Below are 18,852 nucleotides of genomic sequence, written 5' to 3'. Positions count from 1 at the left end.
CAGTTTAAGGGTCAGCGCTGTGCGGCCGTGCCGTCCAGCCACCGCCCGATCGCGACGACCAGATAGATCAGCGGCGGGACCAGCACAGCGGACAGCGTGACCTTGGCGAGCATCTGGCCGATCAGCAGTTGGCCGATCGGGAAGACGCCGAGAAACGCGATCGAGATGAACAGCAACGTGTCGACGATCTGCGACAGCACGCCTGCAATCGCGCCGCGCAGCCACAGCAGCTTGCCGCCTTCGCGTCTGAGCCAGCTGAACAAGGTCACGTTCAATGTCTGCGAGGCGCCATAAGCGACGATTCCAGCGATCCAGATGCGGATCGTGCCGCCCAACACGAGCTGGAAGCCGTCGCGGAGTGCCGGGTTCATGCCGGGAGAGGCGGGCAGATGGAGGACGATCTCGAGCAAGGCGATCGACCCGAGCAGCGGCACGAAGCCGAACCGGACCAGCGTGTTGGCGACCGTCGGCCCGTGCAGCTCGGCAACCGCGCTCGACACGACCACCAGCAGCAGAAAGGCAAAAATCCCCGCCTCGACCGCCAGCGGACCCTGCCCGAACAGCGGCCCGATTGCGGAAAGCGGGCCGAGCGAAACCTGTTTCGACCCGAGCACGCCGGCGATGCAGACCATGCCGCCATAGAAAATCGAGAAGGCGAAGAGCGAACGCGGGATCGCGGGACTGGGTTGGTTCATCGCCATGACGCTAATGGCTTGGTGCCGCGCGTCAATCCGGCAGGTGAGGGTCGGCCCGGGCGCGCCAGCGCAATTTTCTTGCACAACTTCCGCTTATGCTGCGAAGCTGGGGCAAATTGGGGGCGTGCCAGAACGCCGGCGGGGTTAATCGATGAACAAGTTTCTGATCGGTCTGGCGGGGATCGCCGTCATTCTCGGCATTGCCGTGCTGCTGTCGAACAATCGCCGCGCGATCCGTCTGCGTGTGGTCGGCGCAGCCTTTGCGCTGCAGGCCGGAATCGCCGTGCTGGTGCTCTATGTGCCCGCCGGCAGACATATCCTGCAGTTCCTCTCGGGCGGCGTCGCCAATCTGCTGGGCTATGCCAAGGCCGGCACCGATTTCCTGTTCGGTTCGCTCGCGAGCAACCCGCTGGGGCAGAATTTCGCGATCCAGGCGCTGCCGGTGATCATCTTCTTCGCCAGCCTTGTCTCGATCCTCTATTATCTCGGCATCATGCAGTTCGTCGTGCGCTGGATCGGCGGCGCGATCGAATGGGTGATCGGCGTATCGAAGGTCGAATCGCTGTGTGCCGCGGCCAATATCTTTGTCGGGCAGAGCGAATCGCCGCTCGTCATCCGGCCCTATCTTGCCGGCCTGACCCCGCCACAGCTGTTCACGGTGATGACGAGCGGCATGGCCGGCGTCGCCGGCACGATTCTCGCCGCCTATGCCTCGATGGGCATCTCGATCGAATATCTCCTCGCCGCGAGCTTCATGGCCGCGCCCGGCGGCATCCTGATGGCGAAGATCATCATGCCCGACGTGCCTGCGACCGTTCAGGGCGAATTGCCGCTCGGCGATCATCCCGAGGACCATATCAAGCTGTCCGAGGCTCGCGTCAGCGGACAAGGCCCCGCAGCACTCCTGCCCGAAGGCACGCCCGGTGAACCGATGCCCGAGGCGAGCCATGACGAGGAAAAGCCCGCCAACATCATCATGGCGGCGGCGCAGGGTGCGCAGACCGGTGTCAGACTGGCGGTCGCGGTCGGCGCGATGGTGCTCGCCTTCGTCGCCCTTGTCGCGCTTGCCAACGGCATTCTCGGCGGCATCGGCAACTGGTTCGGGTTCAAGGATCTCAGCTTCCAGGCATTGCTCGGCTATGTCTTCGCGCCGGTCATGTTCCTGCTCAACGTGCCATGGCACGAGGCGGGCGCCGCGGGCGGCCTGTTCGGGCAGAAGATCGTGCTCAACGAGTTCGTCGCCTATATCGATCTCGGCAAGCAGGCGGCGGCACTGTCCCCGCGCACCGTCGCGGTGGTCACCTTCGCGCTGTGCGGCTTCGCGAACTTTTCCTCGATCGCGATCCAGATGGCGGTTACCGGCAGCCTTGCCCCCAATCAGCGCCCGATGATCGCCAAGCTCGGCCTGCGTGCGCTGTGCGCGGGCAGCCTGGCGAACCTGATGTCGGCGGCGCTGGCGGGGCTGCTGATTCCTTGAGCGCAGATTCGCCGCTGTCGGTGCATCGATCGTTCTTTTTTTGGTTTAGTATTTGATATATAAAGATATTATGTAAAGCCTTCGGCTGGACGACGGCCTGAGATATGGCACATGACTGGTGTCCCATATCTCCCGAGACCGGTCCTTTCGTCCGTCGCGTGCGTCCCGCTCGAAACGGTCGAATTGCTCAGGGGTGAGGTGTCTGCCCCGCTTCAAAGGTCGAGCTGCGGCGTCGCGTCCTCTTCCGCATCGAAGGTCGACAGCGTCACACCGATCAGCCGGATGCCGGCGCGCAGCGGGAACAGAGTCCTGACCAGCGACAGGGAGGCGTCGTACAGGGCCTCCTTGTCCGCGACCGGCGATGCCCTTGTCCGGCTGCGTGTGACCTGACGGAAATCGGCATAGCGCGCCTTGACCGTCACGGTGCGGCCACGACCGCCGGATTTCTCGCACCAGGCCCACACATCGTCGGCCATTGCGCACACGCCCGCTTCGACCTCTTCCGGTGTGATCAGGTCGACCTCATAGGTCGTCTCCGACCCTGAGGATTTGCGCGGCCGGTCGGGCGTCACCTGCCGGTCGTCCTCGCCGCGCGAAATGGCGTGGTACCAGACCCCGGCCTTGCCGAAATGGCCCTGCAGGAAATGCAGCTCGTGCTCGCGCAGATCGGCGCCGGTCATGATGCCGAGCCGGTTCATCTTCTCCGCGGTCTTCGGCCCGATGCCGTGAAAGCGCCCGACCGGCAGCGCGGCGACGAACTCCAACCCCGCGCCGGGCGGAATGACGCACTGGCCATTGGGCTTGTTCTGGTCGGAGGCGAGCTTGGCGAGGAATTTGTTGTAGGAAATGCCCGCCGACGCGGTGAGCCCGGTCGTCTCCAGAATACGCGCCCTGATCTCTTTCGCCGTATCGGTCGTCGAAGGCAGGCCGCGCAGATTTTCGGTCACATCGAGATAGGCTTCATCGAGCGAGAGCGGTTCGACCAATGGGGTATAGTCATGGAAGATCGCGCGAATCTGTGCCGATACCGCGCGATAGACCTCGAAACGCGGCGGTACGAACACCAGATCGGGACAGCGCCTTAGCGCGGTGACTGAGGGCATCGCCGAGCGCACGCCGAACGACCGGGCCTCGTAGCTGGCGGCCGCAACCACGCCCCGCCCGCTCGACCCGCCGACCGCCAGCGGCCGGCCGCGCAGCGCCGGATTGTCGCGCTGCTCCACAGACGCGTAGAATGCGTCCATATCGACATGGATGATCTTGCGGGTCACAGCCGCAATTATGTGCCACCGGCCAATGCGGAAAGCATCGCTATTCTGCGTGCACCACCGCGCCGACCGCCACCTCCTCCAGCCCGAGCCAGCCGGCCATGCGGCGCAGTTCGATGGCCAGCCGTTCGATCGTCTCGGCTGGCGCGCCGGGTTCCACCGTCACGCGGTGCGCCAGCAGCTTTCCCGCCTGCCGGTCCGCCTTCACATCGACTCGCGCGACGATCCGGTCGTCGAGCAGGAAGGGCAGCACATAATAGCCGTGGCGACGCTTTTCGGCCGGGACATAGATCTCGATCCGGTAATGGAAGTCGAACAGCCGCTCGGTCCGTGCACGTTCCCAGATCAGCGGGTCGAACGGGGCAAGCAGAGCGGCTCCCGTGATACGGCGTGGCCGTCGTGCGTCGCGGTGAAGATAAGCCGATTTACCCCAGCCGGGCACCTCGACCGGGATCAGTACGCCCTCTTCGACCAAAGTCGCGACACTGGCGCGCGCCGCGTCGGGTTTCAGCCGGAAATAGTCGCGCAAGTCGATTTCGGTCGCCACACCCAGCGTTCGCGCGGCACGCTCGGTCAGCGCGCGAAAGGCATCGGCATCGCTCGGCGTGGGCAAGTCGAGGATCGCTGCGGGGATGACGCGCTCGGCGACGTCATAGACGCGTTCGAAACTGCCGCGCCGGGTTGCGGTGGTGACATGCCCGGCGCGGAATAGCCATTCCAGCGCCTGTTTGGAATCGCCCCATTCCCACCAGCCGCTGCGGCTCCTGCCGTCCTCGAAATCCGATGCGGCCATTGGCCCGTCGCTGCGGATTCGCGCCAGCATCGCCTCGGCGGTGCCGCGCTGTTCGGTGGCAAAACGCCTCAGACTGGTCCAGCCGCCTTCGCCGCGATCGGCCTGTGCCATGCGCCAGCGCAGCAGCGGGTGCAGTGCCAAGGGCAGCAGCGACGCCTCATGCGCCCAATATTCGAACAGCCACCGCTCGCGCTTCGGCCCCCAGGCGGCACGGTCAATCAGTGTGCGATCATAGCTGCCGAGCCGCGAAAAGGCCGGCAGGTAATGTGCCCGCACCGCAACATTGACGCTGTCGATCTGGTGCAGCGACAGCGTGTCGACCGTGCGGCGCAGATGGTGATTGCCGACGGTATCCGGCAACGCCGCCCCGAAGCCCTGCGCAGCCAGTGCGATGCGCCGTGCCTGCGCGATGCTCAGCGTCTCGGTCAGGAGTCGCGCCCCAGTTGATCGGCGGCGCGGGCATAGTTTTCCGCTGCTTGTCGTTCCCGGGCATCCTTGAATGCGGTTGCCGGATCGGGTGCAGCACCCAGACTGTGCAGCAACACCCAGAGTGCAAAACGCCGGCTCGATTCGCGCTCAGTGCCGAAATCGATCCGCAGTCGCTCAAGGCCGGAGTCGATCGCCGCCTCGTCCAGGGTCTCGAGCGCTTCGGTCCCGAAATAATGATAGAGCAGCGCGTCGAGATCCAAGGCGGTTTCCTATCACGGCACCTCATGTGGCGCAGCGTCTGCCCTGCATTTGGCGCTTGGCTAGAGTGAGAGCAACCCCGCGCCAGTTGCGATCACGGCCAATGCCAGCAATCCCGCCCTTCCGCCGTGGCGTACACTGGCCGGACCATAACGCTCATACAGCATGATCAGAGCGACTGCTGCCATCACCAGAAGGTGCGGCGCCCCTTCGAAGCAGAAGGGCAGCGCCATCAGCGCCCAGCATGATCCGACGCACGCGCCGGCGACCATGACGCCATGACGTGCGGCGGCCAGTTCGTGCGCGAAACCCGACCGGGGCATCGGTGCCGTGCCGCAGTGATGCAGGAAATGCCGCTTGAGCGGTGTCGCCTGCCACGCAGCCGCCATGCCGAGTGCGATCAAAGGTCCGGCCAGCATGCTTGATGCCGTCGCCAGCCGTAGTAATGACGTCAGTGCAACGAGCAGGACGATCGCCGTCATCCAGATCGCGACATAGGCGATCAGAAAGGCCAGGATGGCGCTGGTGCGGTGGCGCACGGGTCCAGCGGCGCGGACCTGCAGCAGCGGCGCGTGGAGCAGTGGCAGCATCATCGCACACAGCATCACCAGCCAGGACAGCAACAAGGGCTGAAGCGGGTTGATACGCAGTGCGAGCGCGAAGCTCGCCGGCATCGTGGTCCAGAAATGCCCGCCCGGGCCGCACAAATCGGGCAGGATCGGGATGATGCTCCATGACGTCAGCAATGCCCAGGCGATCAGGCTTGGCGCGGCCAATGGCCAGTACCGGGCGCCCCGCGCGATCATGACGACGCTTGCGTTCCGGCCGGTGGCCAGGGCGGCATCGGGCAGGTCTTGGCCGGGGTGAGCTTGCTGCGCACCGGCGGGTCGGGATAATATTGCGTCGTGCGCTGAACCTCGCGCGCGACCTTCCCGCCCTTGAGCAATTTGATCAGCATCAGCGCTTCGTCGAGCCCGGAGGAGATGCCGCCGCCAGTCAGCCGGTCGCGGTCGAGATGGAAGCGCGGATGCCCGCGGACGACCTTGATATGCTTGTACGCCTTCAGGCACGGGATGAACGCCCAGTGCGTGGTCGCCTTATAGCCATCGAGCAGGCCGGCCGCCGCAAGCAGCAAGGCGCCCTCGCATACCGATGCGACCATCGGGGTGATCGCGGCCTGCTTCACCAGAAAATCGAGATAGACGCGCTTCGGGTCATGGATCAGCTGCGACAGCGCATTGGGATCACCGCCAGGCACCCATAGGGCGTCATATTGACGTGCCTGGGCAAAGCTTCGCTCGACCTTGAACGGAAAGGCGTCGCGAAACTGAACCATGCGGCGTTTCACGGCGAGCAGGTCGACGTCGATCCCGGCCCAGCGGAACATCTCGTATGGGCCGGTGACGTCAAGCATATCGACATCGTCATAGACCGGTATGCCGATGATCATGGCGTGCCTCCCATCCGCTTCGCGGTGTCGTCCAATGCCCTGCTTTGCCAGAATGGCGCGTCCGGCCAGCGTGCGGCCTCGGCATAATGCGCGGCGAGCGTTTGCGTATAACCGTGAAAGCCGTGCGCGCTGATCATCGCATAGCGTCGCCTGATCTCGCTCTCTCTGATCGTGCCGGTATCGCTGTCGAGCAGATCGGCAGCGGCATAGGCCGCGATGATGCCCGATCGCAGTGCATGGATGATGCCGCGCGACGAGAGCGGATCGGCGGCGAACAGCGTGTCGCCCGCGGCGATCCAGCGTCGTCCGGCGGCGGGATCGATCGTCGCGGTACCGGCCGAGCGCACCAGCGTCTCGCCTTCCCGCGCATCGGCGGGCAATAGCGCGCGCATATGCCGGGTGGCGTCAAGCACCTGACGCCATCCGTCATGCGTGCGCAGGCCGAGCGTCTCGGCGATCTGCGGCTCGGTCATGCAGGCGATGATGCGGCGATCGCCGGGCAGATCGGCGCTGTACCACCAGCCTTCGGGCCGCGCCTCGATCACCGTCCGGCAATCCCCCGCCACGCCATCGAAGAAGCGCGTATGGGCGACGAGACCATCATGCACGCGCAACCTTGCGCCGAAGGGGCGTGCGAGCCGCCAGCTGCGTCCCGTGGCCCACACCACCGCGCGTGCATCGATTTCGCTGCCATCGGCGAGCGTCAGCCGCCAGCCCTCACCCTGCGGTGCCGCCGACCGTACCGCGCATCCGACCCTGACTGTCACGCCGGCGGCCTCGGCCGCATCGGCGAGCAACCGGTCGAAGCGCGTGCGATCGAGATGCCAGCCGGGCCCTTGCGCAGAAAAGATGCTGTGCCGCTCATCCAGCTCGTCATTGGCCCAGGCCGAGGCGACCGCGCGTCCGACGACGAAGCCCTGACGCTCGAATGCCGCCATGACGCCAAGCTGTTCAAGCAGGCTGCGTGCCACGGCTGGCAGCACTTCGCCGGGACGAGGGGTGCTGTAATCGCTTGCCTCGACCAGGCGGACGTTCAGGCCCGGCGTGTGGCGACGCAGCGTCAGCGCGGCGGCAGCCCCGGCGGGGCCGCCACCGATAACCGCGATATCAGCCTTGGCGCGTGGCATAGAAGGACGCGACCACGCCGGCCGGCGATGTGCCGCCGCCACCGCTCGAATGCGGGATGGTGCGCGTCACCGATCCGACAAAGGCGGCGGTCTGGAGTTCAGTCGTGCTGTTGGGCCAGACCGGCACCAACCAGCCGATATAATCGTAGATCCACTGCTCGCCGCCGACCACGCCCTTGCCCTGGAAGCGTATCTGCATCGGCGATCCGAAGCCGAAACCGCCGTGCAGGTCGAGCGACCAGCCCGGCCCGCCGATCGTGCCGCCCAGCTCGGCCGGACCAGTCTCGGTAATGACCAGCGTGCCGCGGCCGAATTCCAGGTCGTTGAACGCGGTGTCGACATCGGGATCGTTGAGCAGGCTGCGATAGGTCCAGCTGCCGATAAAGGGATTGGCGATGAACGGATTGGTCATGGTCAATCTCCCGAATCTTCGATGCAAATATATTTGGAATCCGGGGACGGGCCGGGCGCGACCTTGGGGTTGCGCACCACGAAGCCGAGCTTCGACCATTCGGTGACCATTTTCAGGTCGCCCGCCAGCGTCTGGGGAATGCCGCGCGCCCAGTTGCGGAATTGCAGCGTCGCCTTGCCGTCGACCATGGTGGGATAGAAGACCTGCATCGGCCGGTGCGCGGGCCACCACAGGGTTTCCCAGACCTGCTGTTCCTGCGTCATCAGGCTGTCGCCGATGCTGTCAGGGCTCAGTTTGTTCCACGCCTCATAAGTGACGTCGATCATCTGGGTGGTGCACTCGTTGAAATCGGCCTGCCACGGCAGCCCGGACAATTTGGTCATGTCGCCGGGCTGCAGCCCGGTATCGAAATCGCTGCTCTGCGACAGCGGATTGCTTATGTACGCGACATAGCCTTCCTCGCTGACTCCAGCACCCCAGCGATTGGCGTTCTGCTGCGCGGCGGTCAGCTGGAACTGATACCATTCGGGATCGGCCTTGATGCGATAGGGCGCGCGCCAGATCGCCGAGTTGCGGATGATCCAGGTCACCTCGCCGCCGGGGCAGAAGGCGCCGCCCAGCGCATTGGACAGCACGCCGCGATCGAGCTCGCGCCCGGTCTTCGCGGTCCAGCCTTTGTAGGGCTGCCACGGATCGATCGTATCGGGCACGAAACCGGCCGCGACCTCGTCGATGAACAGCCCCTTGGCCCATTGCCGCAGCAGGAAGAGCTGCGTGTCGGTCAGGCGCAGGAATTTGCTCACCGTCTTGTTGGTGATCGGATTATCGCCGGCGAGCAGCGGCATCAGCGGCAGATGATAGGTGCGCGTCGCCGGGTTGCTGCCGAGGCGGAAGCTGTTCTCCTCGCCCGGCTTGCGCAGCAGGTCGAACAGATATTGCCGCGCCGCGCGGCCCGGATCGGTGGTCGCGTCGATCCGCGCCCGGTCGAGCGCACGCGTCAGCAGGATGCCGGCGCGATATTCGAAGGCAAGCCGGCGCAGCACCGACTCGATCGGCTCGTCGGGATTCTGCGTGCGGTCGGGCTCGCCCGGCTCCTGCCGGGTCGATGTGCGCGCGAGTTTGAGCAGCGGCTTGTCGACCGGCGCGACCGCTGATGCGACCGCAGCGATCGCCGCATCGACCGCCACGCCCCAGGCGGCATGCGCTTGGGCATAGGTGGCCGAGGGCGCGGCTTCATTCTCGGCCTGGATCAGCCGCCAGCGTGCGGCATAGGCTTCGGGCGTCTCGCCCTTGACCGGCGGGCAGACCGTAGCGGCGAAGGCAGCGGCCGCCGCCTTCAGCGGACCTGAAGCGAGATCGGTCGCCGAGGCTGCACCCGGTGCCTGGGTCGCGTCGAGCAGCATCAGGCTCGGCTCGAGCGCTGCCTCGAGCAATTTGCCCGAGCGATGATCGTCCGTCGCGGCGACCAGCTTCTTGGCCAAAGTGCGTGGTGCGATCCTGGGCGGGATGCACAGCCGGTACGGGTCGAACGTGCCGCGGCTCGACTGATTGTGCGGGAAATTCGACAACTGCAGGATCGCTGCGAAATAGGAGAATTCATCGGCGCGGAAGATGATCGGCCAGATGTCGCGCCAGAACCATGGGCGGTAATCCGGATTCCACTGCACCGGCCCGGCCTTCCAGTGCAGCAAGGCGGGCGCGTCGAGCGGATCGACCGGCTGCGGATCGGCAAAGGTGCCGGCGGTGCCGTACATGTCGGGGCGATAGGCGAACTCGCGGATCGACAGATCCTCGACCACATCCTCAAGCGTGATCATGTCGAGCACTTCAGGCGCGTAGCGCGGATAGCCGGCCAGCACCCAGGCGGGATATTCGACGTCGATATAACGCAGTTGCCCGATATTTTCGGCCTGCATCACCAGCCGCGCCATCACTGGCCCATCGGAGATATCGTCGAACCAGCTGTCGCTATTGGCATAGGTGTCGATGCGCGGATAACCGAAGCCGGTGGCGAACGAGCCGCTATGCCCATGCCCGGCGAGTACCAGCAGCCGGCCGTCATCATCGGTGATCAGGTCGCCGAGCGTGTCGATATCGCGCGGCTGCATCCCGGTCGGCGGGAAATTGACCGCATAGGCCGGGTTGGCGTCGCGAGCGAAGCTCGCCTTGCGCCGCGTCTTGTGATCGACGGTCTGCGGGCCGGGATCGATGATCAGCTGCTGGCGTGCCTGGGGATCGGTGATGGTCGGGTTGCGCAGCGGCGCATCGTTGGGATAGCCCACTTCGCCGCGCAGACCGTCGAATGTGTACCAGGCGGCCTTTTTATTGGCGAGCTGCACGCGCCACTGGATATCGACCAGCGTGCCTTGATTGCCGCCGCCTTCGATCCCGTCCTTCAGCTTGAGCGGTCGTCCGTCCGGGCTCTTCTCGTCATAGACATAGATCTGGAAGCGTGCGGCCTGGCGCTTGATGCGGCCCTTGCTGTCCTTGAATTTCTTGACCGGCGCATTGCCCTTGGCCGGATTGCCCATCGAATCGCACTCGATCGGCAATTGTGCCGGGCCCTCGGGCGTGATGCAGAAACCGTCCGGGCTGTCGCCGAGCCGGGCGATGCCGATCGCGGGATGGATGCGATATACCGGTGGCGACGCCATAGAATTCCCCTTTGGCCGGCGCCCGATCGGCGCCCCCTCCTGCTTCAATCGAGAAAGTTGAGCGACACCCCATCGAGCCGCAGCAATTCGCGATCCTCCTCGTACGAGGCGCCGATCACGACCAGGCTGACGGTCAGCGTCTTCGCCCCCGCGGCAAGCAGCTTCTTCACGCAGCGCGTCACATCGATACGGTGGTTGCGCGGCGTGTTCATGCTGCGCTCGCGCCGGTCGAACTTGCGGTTCTTCGCCGGCGGCAGCTCGCAATGACCGGGCCCGCCATAGCATTCGCCATGCCCGAACACCGCCGCATAGCCAGCATAGCCATCGCTGGTCAGCGGGGTCGACGCATCGGCATCGGGCGTGTTGATGAACACGCGGATGAAGCAGGATCGCGGCAATTGCGGCACACGGTGCAGCCGCACCTCGGCCGAGCGGAAGCCTTTGTGGAGTGCGTCCGACACCGGCAGCGGCGCCGAGACGAAGCGGCCGACCGGATTGGTCAGCCCGACCGGGATCATGCTGCCGCCACGAACATATTCATAGCCGAAGCGGTGCATGTCGAGCGTATCGCGCGTGGCATAGCTCCACGGCGTCAGCGGTGAATCGAGATCGGCGGGCAAGCCGTCGGGATGCTCCTGCTGCCAATTATGCCACAGCCGGTCGATATTGGCGTGTACCGGCCAGAAGATCGGATCGTATGACGCGGTCAGGTTGCTGAACATGTCGCCGTACTGCGGCTCGCTGTACAGATCCTCGCGCTGGTGGAATTTGCGCCCCGCGACCTGCACCGCGCGGTTGCGGTCGAGCGGCGCCTTGGTCTCGAACGCCGGATTGATGCCGCCGGTCCAGATATGCATCGTGTTGTGCGGATTCTGGTCGATAAAGCCGAAGCTGTCGACATACAGGCTGCCCCCGCCGAAATCGCGGAAGGTGCGCAGCGACATGATCTCGTCAATGTCTTCCTGGCGCGGGTAATGGTAATGGATCACGCTGTTGATCGTGCCGCTGCCGAACTCTCCCGAATAGCGCAGCGGGTACCACAGCGAATTCGCCTCGAGCAGCGCATCGATCAGGCGTTCGCGGTACGCGCCCTTGGTATATTTGTCGCCGATCGCCGCACTGACCGCGGCGAGGACCTTGCTCAGCGTCGCATAATGCACCCCGACCAGCGGCTGTAGCTTCTTCACCGGAAAGCCCTGGCCGGCGAGCGTGCGCAGCGAGGCTTCGGTCAGGAATGCCTTGAACGCCTCGGGCAGGATCGCGCCCTTGGACGGATCTTCGGGAGTGTAGCGTGGTGCTGGAAAGTCCCACCACGGCATCGTCACATCGGGGCAATGATCCTGCAGCGCCTGTTCAAATTCATAGAGATAGACGCGGTGCCAGGGCAGGAAGCGTTCCCAGCCATGCTGGCAGTGATTCTGGTGGATCAGCGCGAGATTATTATAGCTGCGCTTGTCGCCGACCCATTTGTTGAGCGTGTAGAGTTCGCGAAAGGCGCAGCGCAGCCGCTCCTTCTGCGGTCCGCTCATCGCATCGACGTCCATGCGCTGGCGTAGCTCGCCCTTGGCATAGGCATAGGCGCCGGGGTCGCTGGTCGGCGCGAACACCGGCCCGTTCAGCCCGCTCACCTCGACCCGGGTCTCGCCGGGCACGCTGACTTCGCCGGCAATGGCGAGCGTATCGAGCAGCGCACCGGGACAGCCTTCGTCGATCCACGCCTCGATTCGGTCGATATCGGCTGCCGCAACCGCCGTCCCGCCCCAGGGCAGGCGCGGGAATTGCGTGCCGTCGAACGGCGATTGCCCGCGCAAACCACGGATCAGCCCCGACTGCGCGCCGCGATCCGATGCACTGCTGCTCTTGCCGCAACAGCTGCCACTGGTCTCGGGCCCGATCAGGGTCACGCCCATCACGCTCAGGCCGAGGAACTGCGGCAAGGGCAGGTCCCAGAATGCGCCCAGCGGCCCGGTCCCCGTCCCGCCTGCACCCCGCAGGATCGCTTGTACATCGCGATAGCCGAACACCGATGATACCGGGGGCTTGGCCGGCTTCGGTGCCTTGGGCGCCTTAATGGTTGCCATGGGGATTGACCTGCAGCTGCTGTGGCGTACCGGCCGGGGCGCCGACATTGCCGTCGGGCAGGACCACCGCGACATTCTGCATCATGCCCTGATCCTCATGATCGAGGATGTGGCAATGGAGCACGAACTCGCCGATATAGCGCTCGTAGCGGGTGCGCACCTTGACCGTGTAGATGCCGGAAAAGCCCTCGGGCATGCTGTTGCCGTTGATCAGGCTCTTGATCCACAGCGTATCCTTCCACACGCCTTTCAGCCCGGCATATTGCGGATCGACATCGCCACCGGCATCGTCGACCGACCCGATCGCGCTGACATCCTTGCCGTTGGGATCGATGATCGAGACGATCTGGAACGGATTGACATGGATGTGGAACGGATGGCTGACGAAATGCGATTGCAGCGTCCATTCGTCGACCCCGCCAAGCTTCAGCGCGCGGTCGAGCCGGTTGGGATCATAGGATTTCGCATCCGCCGTCACCAGCGTGTTGCCGACCTCGAACTTGGTGTCGGGGGTCGCGGTATCGATGAAGAAAGTCAGCTCCTGCGTGCCGGTCACTTCGCTCGCTTCGATCGTCGGATGCGGCACGAAGCGGGTCAGTTTCATGCCCGCCTTGAGATCCGCGATCACTGAGGGCTGGACGTCGGCCGGGATCACCTTGGTTGCGTTGGCGACCAGCGCGTCGGTGACATAAGTGCCGACAGTGCCGGTCACCTTGGTGCCCGGCGCGACATTGACGAAGCCGAGCAATTGCCGGCTCACCGCCAGCGCGTTGACCGTGCCGGCCTTGGGCGCCGCTGAATCGATGACGCAATAGCCGGCGGTATCGGGGAACACGACCAGCGCGTCGTAGCGATAGCCGGGCTGGAAAGTGGTGAGTTTGGTCTGCTGCCCCGCCGCCATGGTCAGCCCGTCGGCTGCCACCACCGAATAAGGCAGCGCCTCGGTCCCGCACGTTTCGCGGATGACCTTTTCCTCGTCCTCGGCCGATTTGATCAGGCGCAGTTTCTTGATCAGCTTGCCCGGTTTGGCCTTGAAGAATTGCAGGCTGATCGTGTCGCGCACGCCGGCATGGATCATGCGCCAGCGCTCGACCTGTCCCTGCACTGCGTTGAACGAGGGCAGGACTTCGCCATTGAGCGAGGTGTAGCGGCCCGATGCCGGCCAGCTGCCGGGGCCGAATTGATCATAATCCTCGATCACCCCGACATCGCCCGGCTCGCACAGATAGCGGCCCTTGATGGTCTGCTTGATCGTGCCGTGCGGATGGCCCGGCGAGGGCGCGGTGCGGCAGGCGTACTGGATCTGCTGCATGACCAGGATGCGCTCGGGCATGCCCGCGACGATCGTGTCGAGATCGCCATTGCTCTTCAGCGTCGGCAAACGGTCGCCGCGAATGATCAGCGCCCCGGCCATGCCGCTCGACACCTGCAGCGCGGTCGATCCATGGCGGTGGGTATGGTACCAGAAGGTGCCCGACGGATGTTCGCCCGGGACATTATATTCATACTGGAACTTCACGCCCGGATTGATCGACAACAGGACATTGTCGCCATTGCCGGCCGGGTTCACCCACAGGCCATGGGTGTGGAGATTGGTGCCGTTGAAGCAATGCGGCTTGTCCGGCATGTGGTCGGACATGGCGCAGCCGGGATCGGCGGGCAGCTGATTGTCGAGATTGACCCGGATTGTCTCGCCCGGCCGGATCTCGATCGTCGGCGAGACATAGGGCTTGGTCGGGTCGACGTCAGTGCCATTATAGCTGCGCAACCGCACCTTGTCGTTCAGCCCGGTGGCGGGATTGTAGAGCTGCCCGTCGGTCATCACGACGTTCAGATTGAGCACACGCTCGCGCACCGTCGGCGCAGGCGCCGGGCGGGTCGCGTCCGGCACGGCGGCCAGCAGCAGCTTCGACGCCGGCTGGCTCGAATCTCCCAGGGTGCGCGGATTTTCCACCGTCCGCTCGGCATCCTGAGCGGCGGCCTGGCCGGCGGATCCGATCGCCAGGGCGATCGCCAGGGTGGCAAGGCTGGTACGGGCAAACTTTACGTCGAGATGCAGCATGATCCCCCCTCAGGTCTTCACGCGTTTCGGTGTGACGCTGAACTTGTCCACCCAACACCCGATGATGTCGAGTAGCTGATCAGGAAAATTGGGACCATTTTGGCTATTGCGGCGCCATCCTCTCCATATTGGCGGAAGATATCGGCGTTAATGCAGATTTGACCTTGGCGTGAAGCAATCACGCGCAAGATGGCGCCGTTTCGGTGTTATAGCGGATTCAGGGTTTTTTGTAAGAAACGGCGCAACAACTTGGTTGATTGTTGCTGCGGGCAATATTGTCACGGCCGCAAGTCCGGTTGATCGGCATTGCGGCCGGCGCCGGGATCATCCGCCGAGACGTGTCAGGGCCGTCGCGAGCGCGTCCATATCCGCCATGCTGTTGAACAGGGCGGGCGTCACCCGGATACAGGCACCCTTGGCCGGCCCGGTGCGGTGCACGGTGAAGATGCGATGCCGGTCGAGCAAGGTTGCGGCTAGTGCGATATTATCGGCAACGCTCGTCTTGCCCGCGATCCGGAAAGCGGTGATTCCGCCATGCAGCGCGGGATCGTCGGGCGTCAGTATCTCAATGCCGGGGACCTGCCGCGCGCGCGACACCCAGCGGTTGCGCAAGGCGCTCAGCCGGTCGGCGCGGCGTTTGGTGCCGATCGCCTGCTGAAAGGCAATCGCATCGGGCACGGTCAGCTGCGCGGCGAAATCCACCGTGCCGGTATGGACGCGCGCCTGCACCGTGTCGCGGTCGCCTGCATCATTGGCCGGATCGCGATCGATCGCCGCCAGCGCGCTCTTGCGGATATGGACCGCGCCGACGCCGAGCGGCGCGCCGAGCCATTTGTGGCAGTTCAACCCGATAAAATCGCAATCGAGATCGGCGAGCGCGAAATCGAGCTGGCCCCAGCTGTGTGCCGCGTCGACGATCGTATCGATCCCGCGCGCCCGTGCCAGCGCCGCGATCTCGCGCACCGGCACGACCAGCCCGGTACGATGGCTGAGATGCGTGAGAAGGATCAGCCTGAGCCGCGGATTGGCCGTCATCGCCGCGGCATAGGTGTCGATGATCGACTGGCGCGTCGCCGGCTCGGGCAGCGCGATCCGCACCACATCGGCGCCCTGCCGCCGGGCCAGGCTCTCCATGCACGCCTGCATGCTGTCATAATCGAGATCGGCATAGAGCACCGCCTCGCCCGGCTTGAGCCGGTTATAACCCAGGATCAGCGTGCGCAGCGCCTCGGTCGCGTTGCGGGTGAAGGCGACCTCGTCGGCGGGGACGCCAAGCGCCGCCGCCAGCCCGTCGCGCGCGGCGATCACGTCGCGCACCATGCCGCGCCGGGCATAGAAGCTGGTGTCGCGATTGACCCGCTCGACCGCCTGTTCATAGGCGTGCAGCACCGGGCGCGGCATCATGCCCCAATTGCCGTTCTCAAGCTGGATGACTTCGCGCGTCACGTCATATTGCGCCGCGATGCCGCGCCAGAAGGCGTCATCATCGCCTGCCGGCCCGGGCAACGCTGCCGCGGCGCGCGCCGTGACGGGCAGTGCCATTGCACCCGCCAGCAACGCGCGCCGGTCGATCGGAAACCCATCCGCCATCAAAAAGTCACCCCCAGCCGGACATAATATTGCCCGCCATCGGTATCGTAAGGCGCGTTGCGCGAATAGATCAGGCCGCGCACCGCCTGGTTGGTCGCTTCGTCGGGATAGGTGTTGAACAGATTCTCCGCCCCGACCCGCACCGAGACATGTTCGGTCACGGCATAGCGCGCCGACAGGTCGAACAACGCGATCGATCCGAAGCGCTGGAACAACTGGGTCGTGCCATTGGCGGATATATCGGTCCATGCTCCGTAATAGCGCGCGCGCGCCAGCAGTGAGACCGGGCCGATATCATAGCCAATGGTGGCCGTGCCGTTATGCTGGGGCAGGCGTTCCTCGAAAACGCGGCGCTGCGTATCATCGGGAATCGCCGCGGAAATGCCGCTCCTGACCTTGGTCTGGTTATAGTTGTACGCCAGGTTCAGGCTCGCGCGCCCCGGCCCGATCCGATGCGCATAGGACAGCACGGCGTCGATCCCGCGCGTCCGCGTGTCGAAATCATTGGTGAAGAAGCTGATGGCGGTGAAATGCTGCGGATTGGGGACGCCGGATGGCGGCGCGGCAGGTGTCGACTGGCTGAAGCGATCATCGACGTCGATCTGGTACAGGTCGATACTCCCGCTGAGACCGAAGCCGCTCTGGAAAGTCAGGCCCGCCGTCGCGGTGCGCGACTTTTCCGGCGTCAGCGGCTTGGCCTTGAGCGCGACGGCCAGCGGATCGCTCGGCGACAACCGACCCTGGGTGAAGATTTCCAGCGTGTTCGTGTTGAGGCCCTGGGTGGTCTGCGAGGTGTTGAGCTGCGCCGGCGTCGGGGCGCGGAAGCCGGTCGAATAGGTTGCGCGCGCCGCGATTCCCTTGATCGGCTCGACCCGCGCGGACAGCTTGTAGTTGAAGGTGTTGCCGAATGCGGAGAAATCCTCGTAACGGCCCGCCGCGCCGAGCGTCAGCATCTCGACCGGTTTCCATTCGAGATCGAGATAGCCGGCATAGCTGGTCTGGTCGAACGTGCCGGCGACGGCCGAACTGAAGCCGGGAAAACCGTTCGAATTGGGCGCAAGCCCGGTCGCCGCACCCGGTCCGACGGCATAGGAGGCAGGGTCGCCGGCGGACACCTGATAGGTCTCGACCCGACGCTCGGCGCCAAACGCGATATTGACTGGCTCGGCGGTGCCGACCGGCAGGCGATAGACGAAATCGGCGTTCAGGTTGAATTCGCGCTGTTCGAGCCGGCCGAGATAAAAGCTGGTCGGGCTGAGTGGTCCGAGTGAGGCATTGAGGGTCTCGCCCAGCGTATAGGCGATCCGGCTGCGGCCCGCTGCCGCGCTGAGATCATAAGTGAAGCGATCGCCGATCGCCCCGCGTACGCCGCCATTGGCCTGATAGTCGCTGAACGTCGTACCCAGACGCGGCGTGAAGCCGGTCGGATAGAGGGTGAGGAAGGAAAAGCCCGGAAATGCCGCGCTGGGCTTGAACACGCTGGTGGTATCGACCGGGTGGCGCCAGTTGAAATCGGTCACGCCTTCACCCTGTTGCACGGTGCCGAAGGCATAGAGGGTTGCGGCGTCCGACAGATCGTAATGCGCGTCGACCGCGCCGCGGATGCGCTCCTCGTCAGGCTGGCCCCAGCGCTGCACCGGGTTGGGCACGACCAGGCCCGGGTTCTGGTCCTGGAACTTGATCGCATCGGGCCGCTGCCGCGTGCGCGATGTCGCCTCGCCATGATCATATTCGCCGGTCACGACCAGCATGCCGCGGTCGCCCAGCGCGATGCCGCCGCGTGCGCCGGCCTGATATTCCTTCCCGTCGCCGCGATAATATTGCGAGAACTGGCCGAATGCATCCATCCCGACGCTGTCGTCGAGGATGATGTTGACCACGCCGGCGATCGCGTCGGAGCCATATTGCGCCGAGGCGCCGTCGCGCAGCACTTCGATCCGCCTGATCGCCAGCGACGGGATGCCGGCCAGGTCGGGCGCCTGCGCGCCGCGCGTGCCGAGCAGGGCGGAGCGATGATAGCGTTTACCGTTGATCAGCACGAGCGTCTGGTCGGCCGAAAGACCGCGCAGCGACGCGGGGCGCACGAACGCCTGGCCATCGGCGGCGGGCAGGCGCTGAACGTTGAAGGATGGCAGCAACTGCGCCAGCGTGTCGGACAGATCGCCCGAGACGCTCGACTGCACCGCCGCGGCCGACAGCACATCGACCGGCGCCATCGTATCGAACTGAGTCCGCGACCGGTCGCGCGTGCCCGTCACGACGATATCCCCGCCCGGCTCCGGCGCATCGACCGCCGTTTCCGACAGGGACACTGGCCCGGATTGAGCTTGCGTCTGGGCAAAAGCAGGCGCGCAGGCGTATTGCAGCGCGATGATCGCGCTACCGGTCGTGAACTTCATGAAACCCTCCCGCCTGGCCGGACGGATGGCCAGGTCGAGGCGGCTGTTAGGCACTCTATTGTTCAGTGCCGTGACGTTTGGGGTTCAGATTTGTTACATCATACGAACATTTGAGAGCGGCCGGACCGTATCGCCCTCCACACCATGAAGAAGTTCG

The 18,852-nt window shown here is 64.9% G+C and carries 14 protein-coding genes; 1 reads left to right on the top strand and 13 read right to left on the bottom strand.

The genetic code is table 11. The annotated features are described in order from the left end of the window. Positions 1–11 precede the first annotated feature (11 nt). A complete protein-coding gene (locus tag ACRECS_RS01510) occupies positions 12–695 on the bottom strand; it encodes a queuosine precursor transporter (RefSeq protein WP_431581184.1) in 684 nt (227 codons plus the stop codon). 151 nt (positions 696–846) lie between these two features. On the opposite strand from ACRECS_RS01510, the gene ACRECS_RS01505 reads away from it, so the two are divergent. Continuing rightward, entirely contained in the window at positions 847–2,172 is a 1,326-nt protein-coding gene (locus ACRECS_RS01505; protein ID WP_431581183.1) for a NupC/NupG family nucleoside CNT transporter, read from the top strand. A 212-nt stretch (positions 2,173–2,384) separates the two neighbouring features. Here the strand turns inward: ACRECS_RS01505 and dinB are convergent, their stop codons facing one another. From dinB to ACRECS_RS01445, 12 genes are all read right to left on the bottom strand, one after another. After that, complete coding sequence (gene dinB / locus ACRECS_RS01500) at positions 2,385–3,455, bottom strand: DNA polymerase IV (RefSeq protein WP_431581403.1); 1,071 nt, start codon at positions 3,453–3,455, stop codon at positions 2,385–2,387. Positions 3,456–3,483: 28 nt separating this feature from the next. After that, complete coding sequence (locus ACRECS_RS01495) at positions 3,484–4,593, bottom strand: winged helix-turn-helix domain-containing protein (RefSeq protein WP_431581182.1); 1,110 nt, start codon at positions 4,591–4,593, stop codon at positions 3,484–3,486. A 65-nt stretch (positions 4,594–4,658) separates the two neighbouring features. After that, complete coding sequence (locus ACRECS_RS01490; RefSeq protein ID WP_431581181.1) at positions 4,659–4,922, bottom strand: hypothetical protein; 264 nt, start codon at positions 4,920–4,922, stop codon at positions 4,659–4,661. Between the two features lie 60 nt (positions 4,923–4,982). Then, on the bottom strand, positions 4,983–5,726 hold the full coding sequence (locus tag ACRECS_RS01485) for a DUF2182 domain-containing protein (RefSeq protein ID WP_431581180.1): 744 nt from the start codon (positions 5,724–5,726) through the stop codon (positions 4,983–4,985). Then, positions 5,723–6,370 carry a DJ-1/PfpI family protein gene (locus ACRECS_RS01480; RefSeq protein ID WP_431581179.1) on the bottom strand — a complete coding sequence of 216 codons (648 nt, stop codon included), beginning with the start codon at positions 6,368–6,370 and terminating at the stop codon, positions 5,723–5,725. Before ACRECS_RS01480 ends, ACRECS_RS01485 begins: the two co-directional genes overlap by 4 nt. Next, complete coding sequence (locus tag ACRECS_RS01475) at positions 6,367–7,497, bottom strand: FAD-dependent oxidoreductase (protein WP_431581178.1); 1,131 nt, start codon at positions 7,495–7,497, stop codon at positions 6,367–6,369. The genes ACRECS_RS01480 and ACRECS_RS01475 overlap by 4 nt, the downstream gene beginning before the upstream one ends. Further along, positions 7,478–7,909, bottom strand: coding sequence for a hypothetical protein (locus ACRECS_RS01470; protein ID WP_431581177.1), 432 nt, complete (start codon positions 7,907–7,909; stop codon positions 7,478–7,480). The genes ACRECS_RS01475 and ACRECS_RS01470 overlap by 20 nt, the downstream gene beginning before the upstream one ends. Positions 7,910–7,911: 2 nt before the next feature. Further along, on the bottom strand, positions 7,912–10,563 hold the full coding sequence (locus ACRECS_RS01465; RefSeq protein ID WP_431581176.1) for a LodA/GoxA family CTQ-dependent oxidase: 2,652 nt from the start codon (positions 10,561–10,563) through the stop codon (positions 7,912–7,914). 44 nt (positions 10,564–10,607) lie between these two features. Next, positions 10,608–12,644 (bottom strand): tyrosinase family protein, encoded by a 2,037-nt coding sequence (locus ACRECS_RS01460; protein ID WP_431581175.1) that lies wholly within the window; start codon positions 12,642–12,644, stop codon positions 10,608–10,610. Then, entirely contained in the window at positions 12,631–14,706 is a 2,076-nt protein-coding gene (locus tag ACRECS_RS01455; RefSeq protein WP_431581174.1) for a multicopper oxidase family protein, read from the bottom strand. The genes ACRECS_RS01460 and ACRECS_RS01455 overlap by 14 nt, the downstream gene beginning before the upstream one ends. 324 nt (positions 14,707–15,030) lie before the next feature. After that, positions 15,031–16,296 (bottom strand): aminotransferase class V-fold PLP-dependent enzyme, encoded by a 1,266-nt coding sequence (locus tag ACRECS_RS01450; protein WP_431581173.1) that lies wholly within the window; start codon positions 16,294–16,296, stop codon positions 15,031–15,033. Next, complete coding sequence (locus ACRECS_RS01445; RefSeq protein WP_431581172.1) at positions 16,296–18,695, bottom strand: TonB-dependent receptor plug domain-containing protein; 2,400 nt, start codon at positions 18,693–18,695, stop codon at positions 16,296–16,298. Before ACRECS_RS01445 ends, ACRECS_RS01450 begins: the two co-directional genes overlap by 1 nt. Positions 18,696–18,852 lie beyond the last annotated feature (157 nt).

The organism is Sphingomonas sp. (genome assembly GCF_050725575.1).
Taxonomy (GTDB): domain Bacteria; phylum Pseudomonadota; class Alphaproteobacteria; order Sphingomonadales; family Sphingomonadaceae; genus Sphingomonas.
This window is presented reverse-complemented; position numbering and strand designations above follow the sequence as displayed.

What these genes read in the sequence shown, in the direction of transcription:
- ACRECS_RS01510 (WP_431581184.1), bottom strand. Translation starts at nt 695, where the DNA reads ATGAACCAACCCAGTCCCGCGATCCCGCGTTCGCTCTTCGCCTTCTCG.
- ACRECS_RS01505 (WP_431581183.1), top strand. Translation starts at nt 847, where the DNA reads ATGAACAAGTTTCTGATCGGTCTGGCGGGGATCGCCGTCATTCTCGGC.
- ACRECS_RS01485 (WP_431581180.1), bottom strand. Translation starts at nt 5,726, where the DNA reads ATGATCGCGCGGGGCGCCCGGTACTGGCCATTGGCCGCGCCAAGCCTG.
- ACRECS_RS01480 (WP_431581179.1), bottom strand. Translation starts at nt 6,370, where the DNA reads ATGATCATCGGCATACCGGTCTATGACGATGTCGATATGCTTGACGTC.
- ACRECS_RS01475 (WP_431581178.1), bottom strand. Translation starts at nt 7,497, where the DNA reads ATGCCACGCGCCAAGGCTGATATCGCGGTTATCGGTGGCGGCCCCGCC.
- ACRECS_RS01470 (WP_431581177.1), bottom strand. Translation starts at nt 7,909, where the DNA reads ATGACCAATCCGTTCATCGCCAATCCCTTTATCGGCAGCTGGACCTAT.
- ACRECS_RS01465 (WP_431581176.1), bottom strand. Translation starts at nt 10,563, where the DNA reads ATGGCGTCGCCACCGGTATATCGCATCCATCCCGCGATCGGCATCGCC.
- ACRECS_RS01460 (WP_431581175.1), bottom strand. Translation starts at nt 12,644, where the DNA reads ATGGCAACCATTAAGGCGCCCAAGGCACCGAAGCCGGCCAAGCCCCCG.
- ACRECS_RS01455 (WP_431581174.1), bottom strand. Translation starts at nt 14,706, where the DNA reads ATGCTGCATCTCGACGTAAAGTTTGCCCGTACCAGCCTTGCCACCCTG.
- ACRECS_RS01450 (WP_431581173.1), bottom strand. Translation starts at nt 16,296, where the DNA reads ATGGCGGATGGGTTTCCGATCGACCGGCGCGCGTTGCTGGCGGGTGCA.
- ACRECS_RS01445 (WP_431581172.1), bottom strand. Translation starts at nt 18,695, where the DNA reads ATGAAGTTCACGACCGGTAGCGCGATCATCGCGCTGCAATACGCCTGC.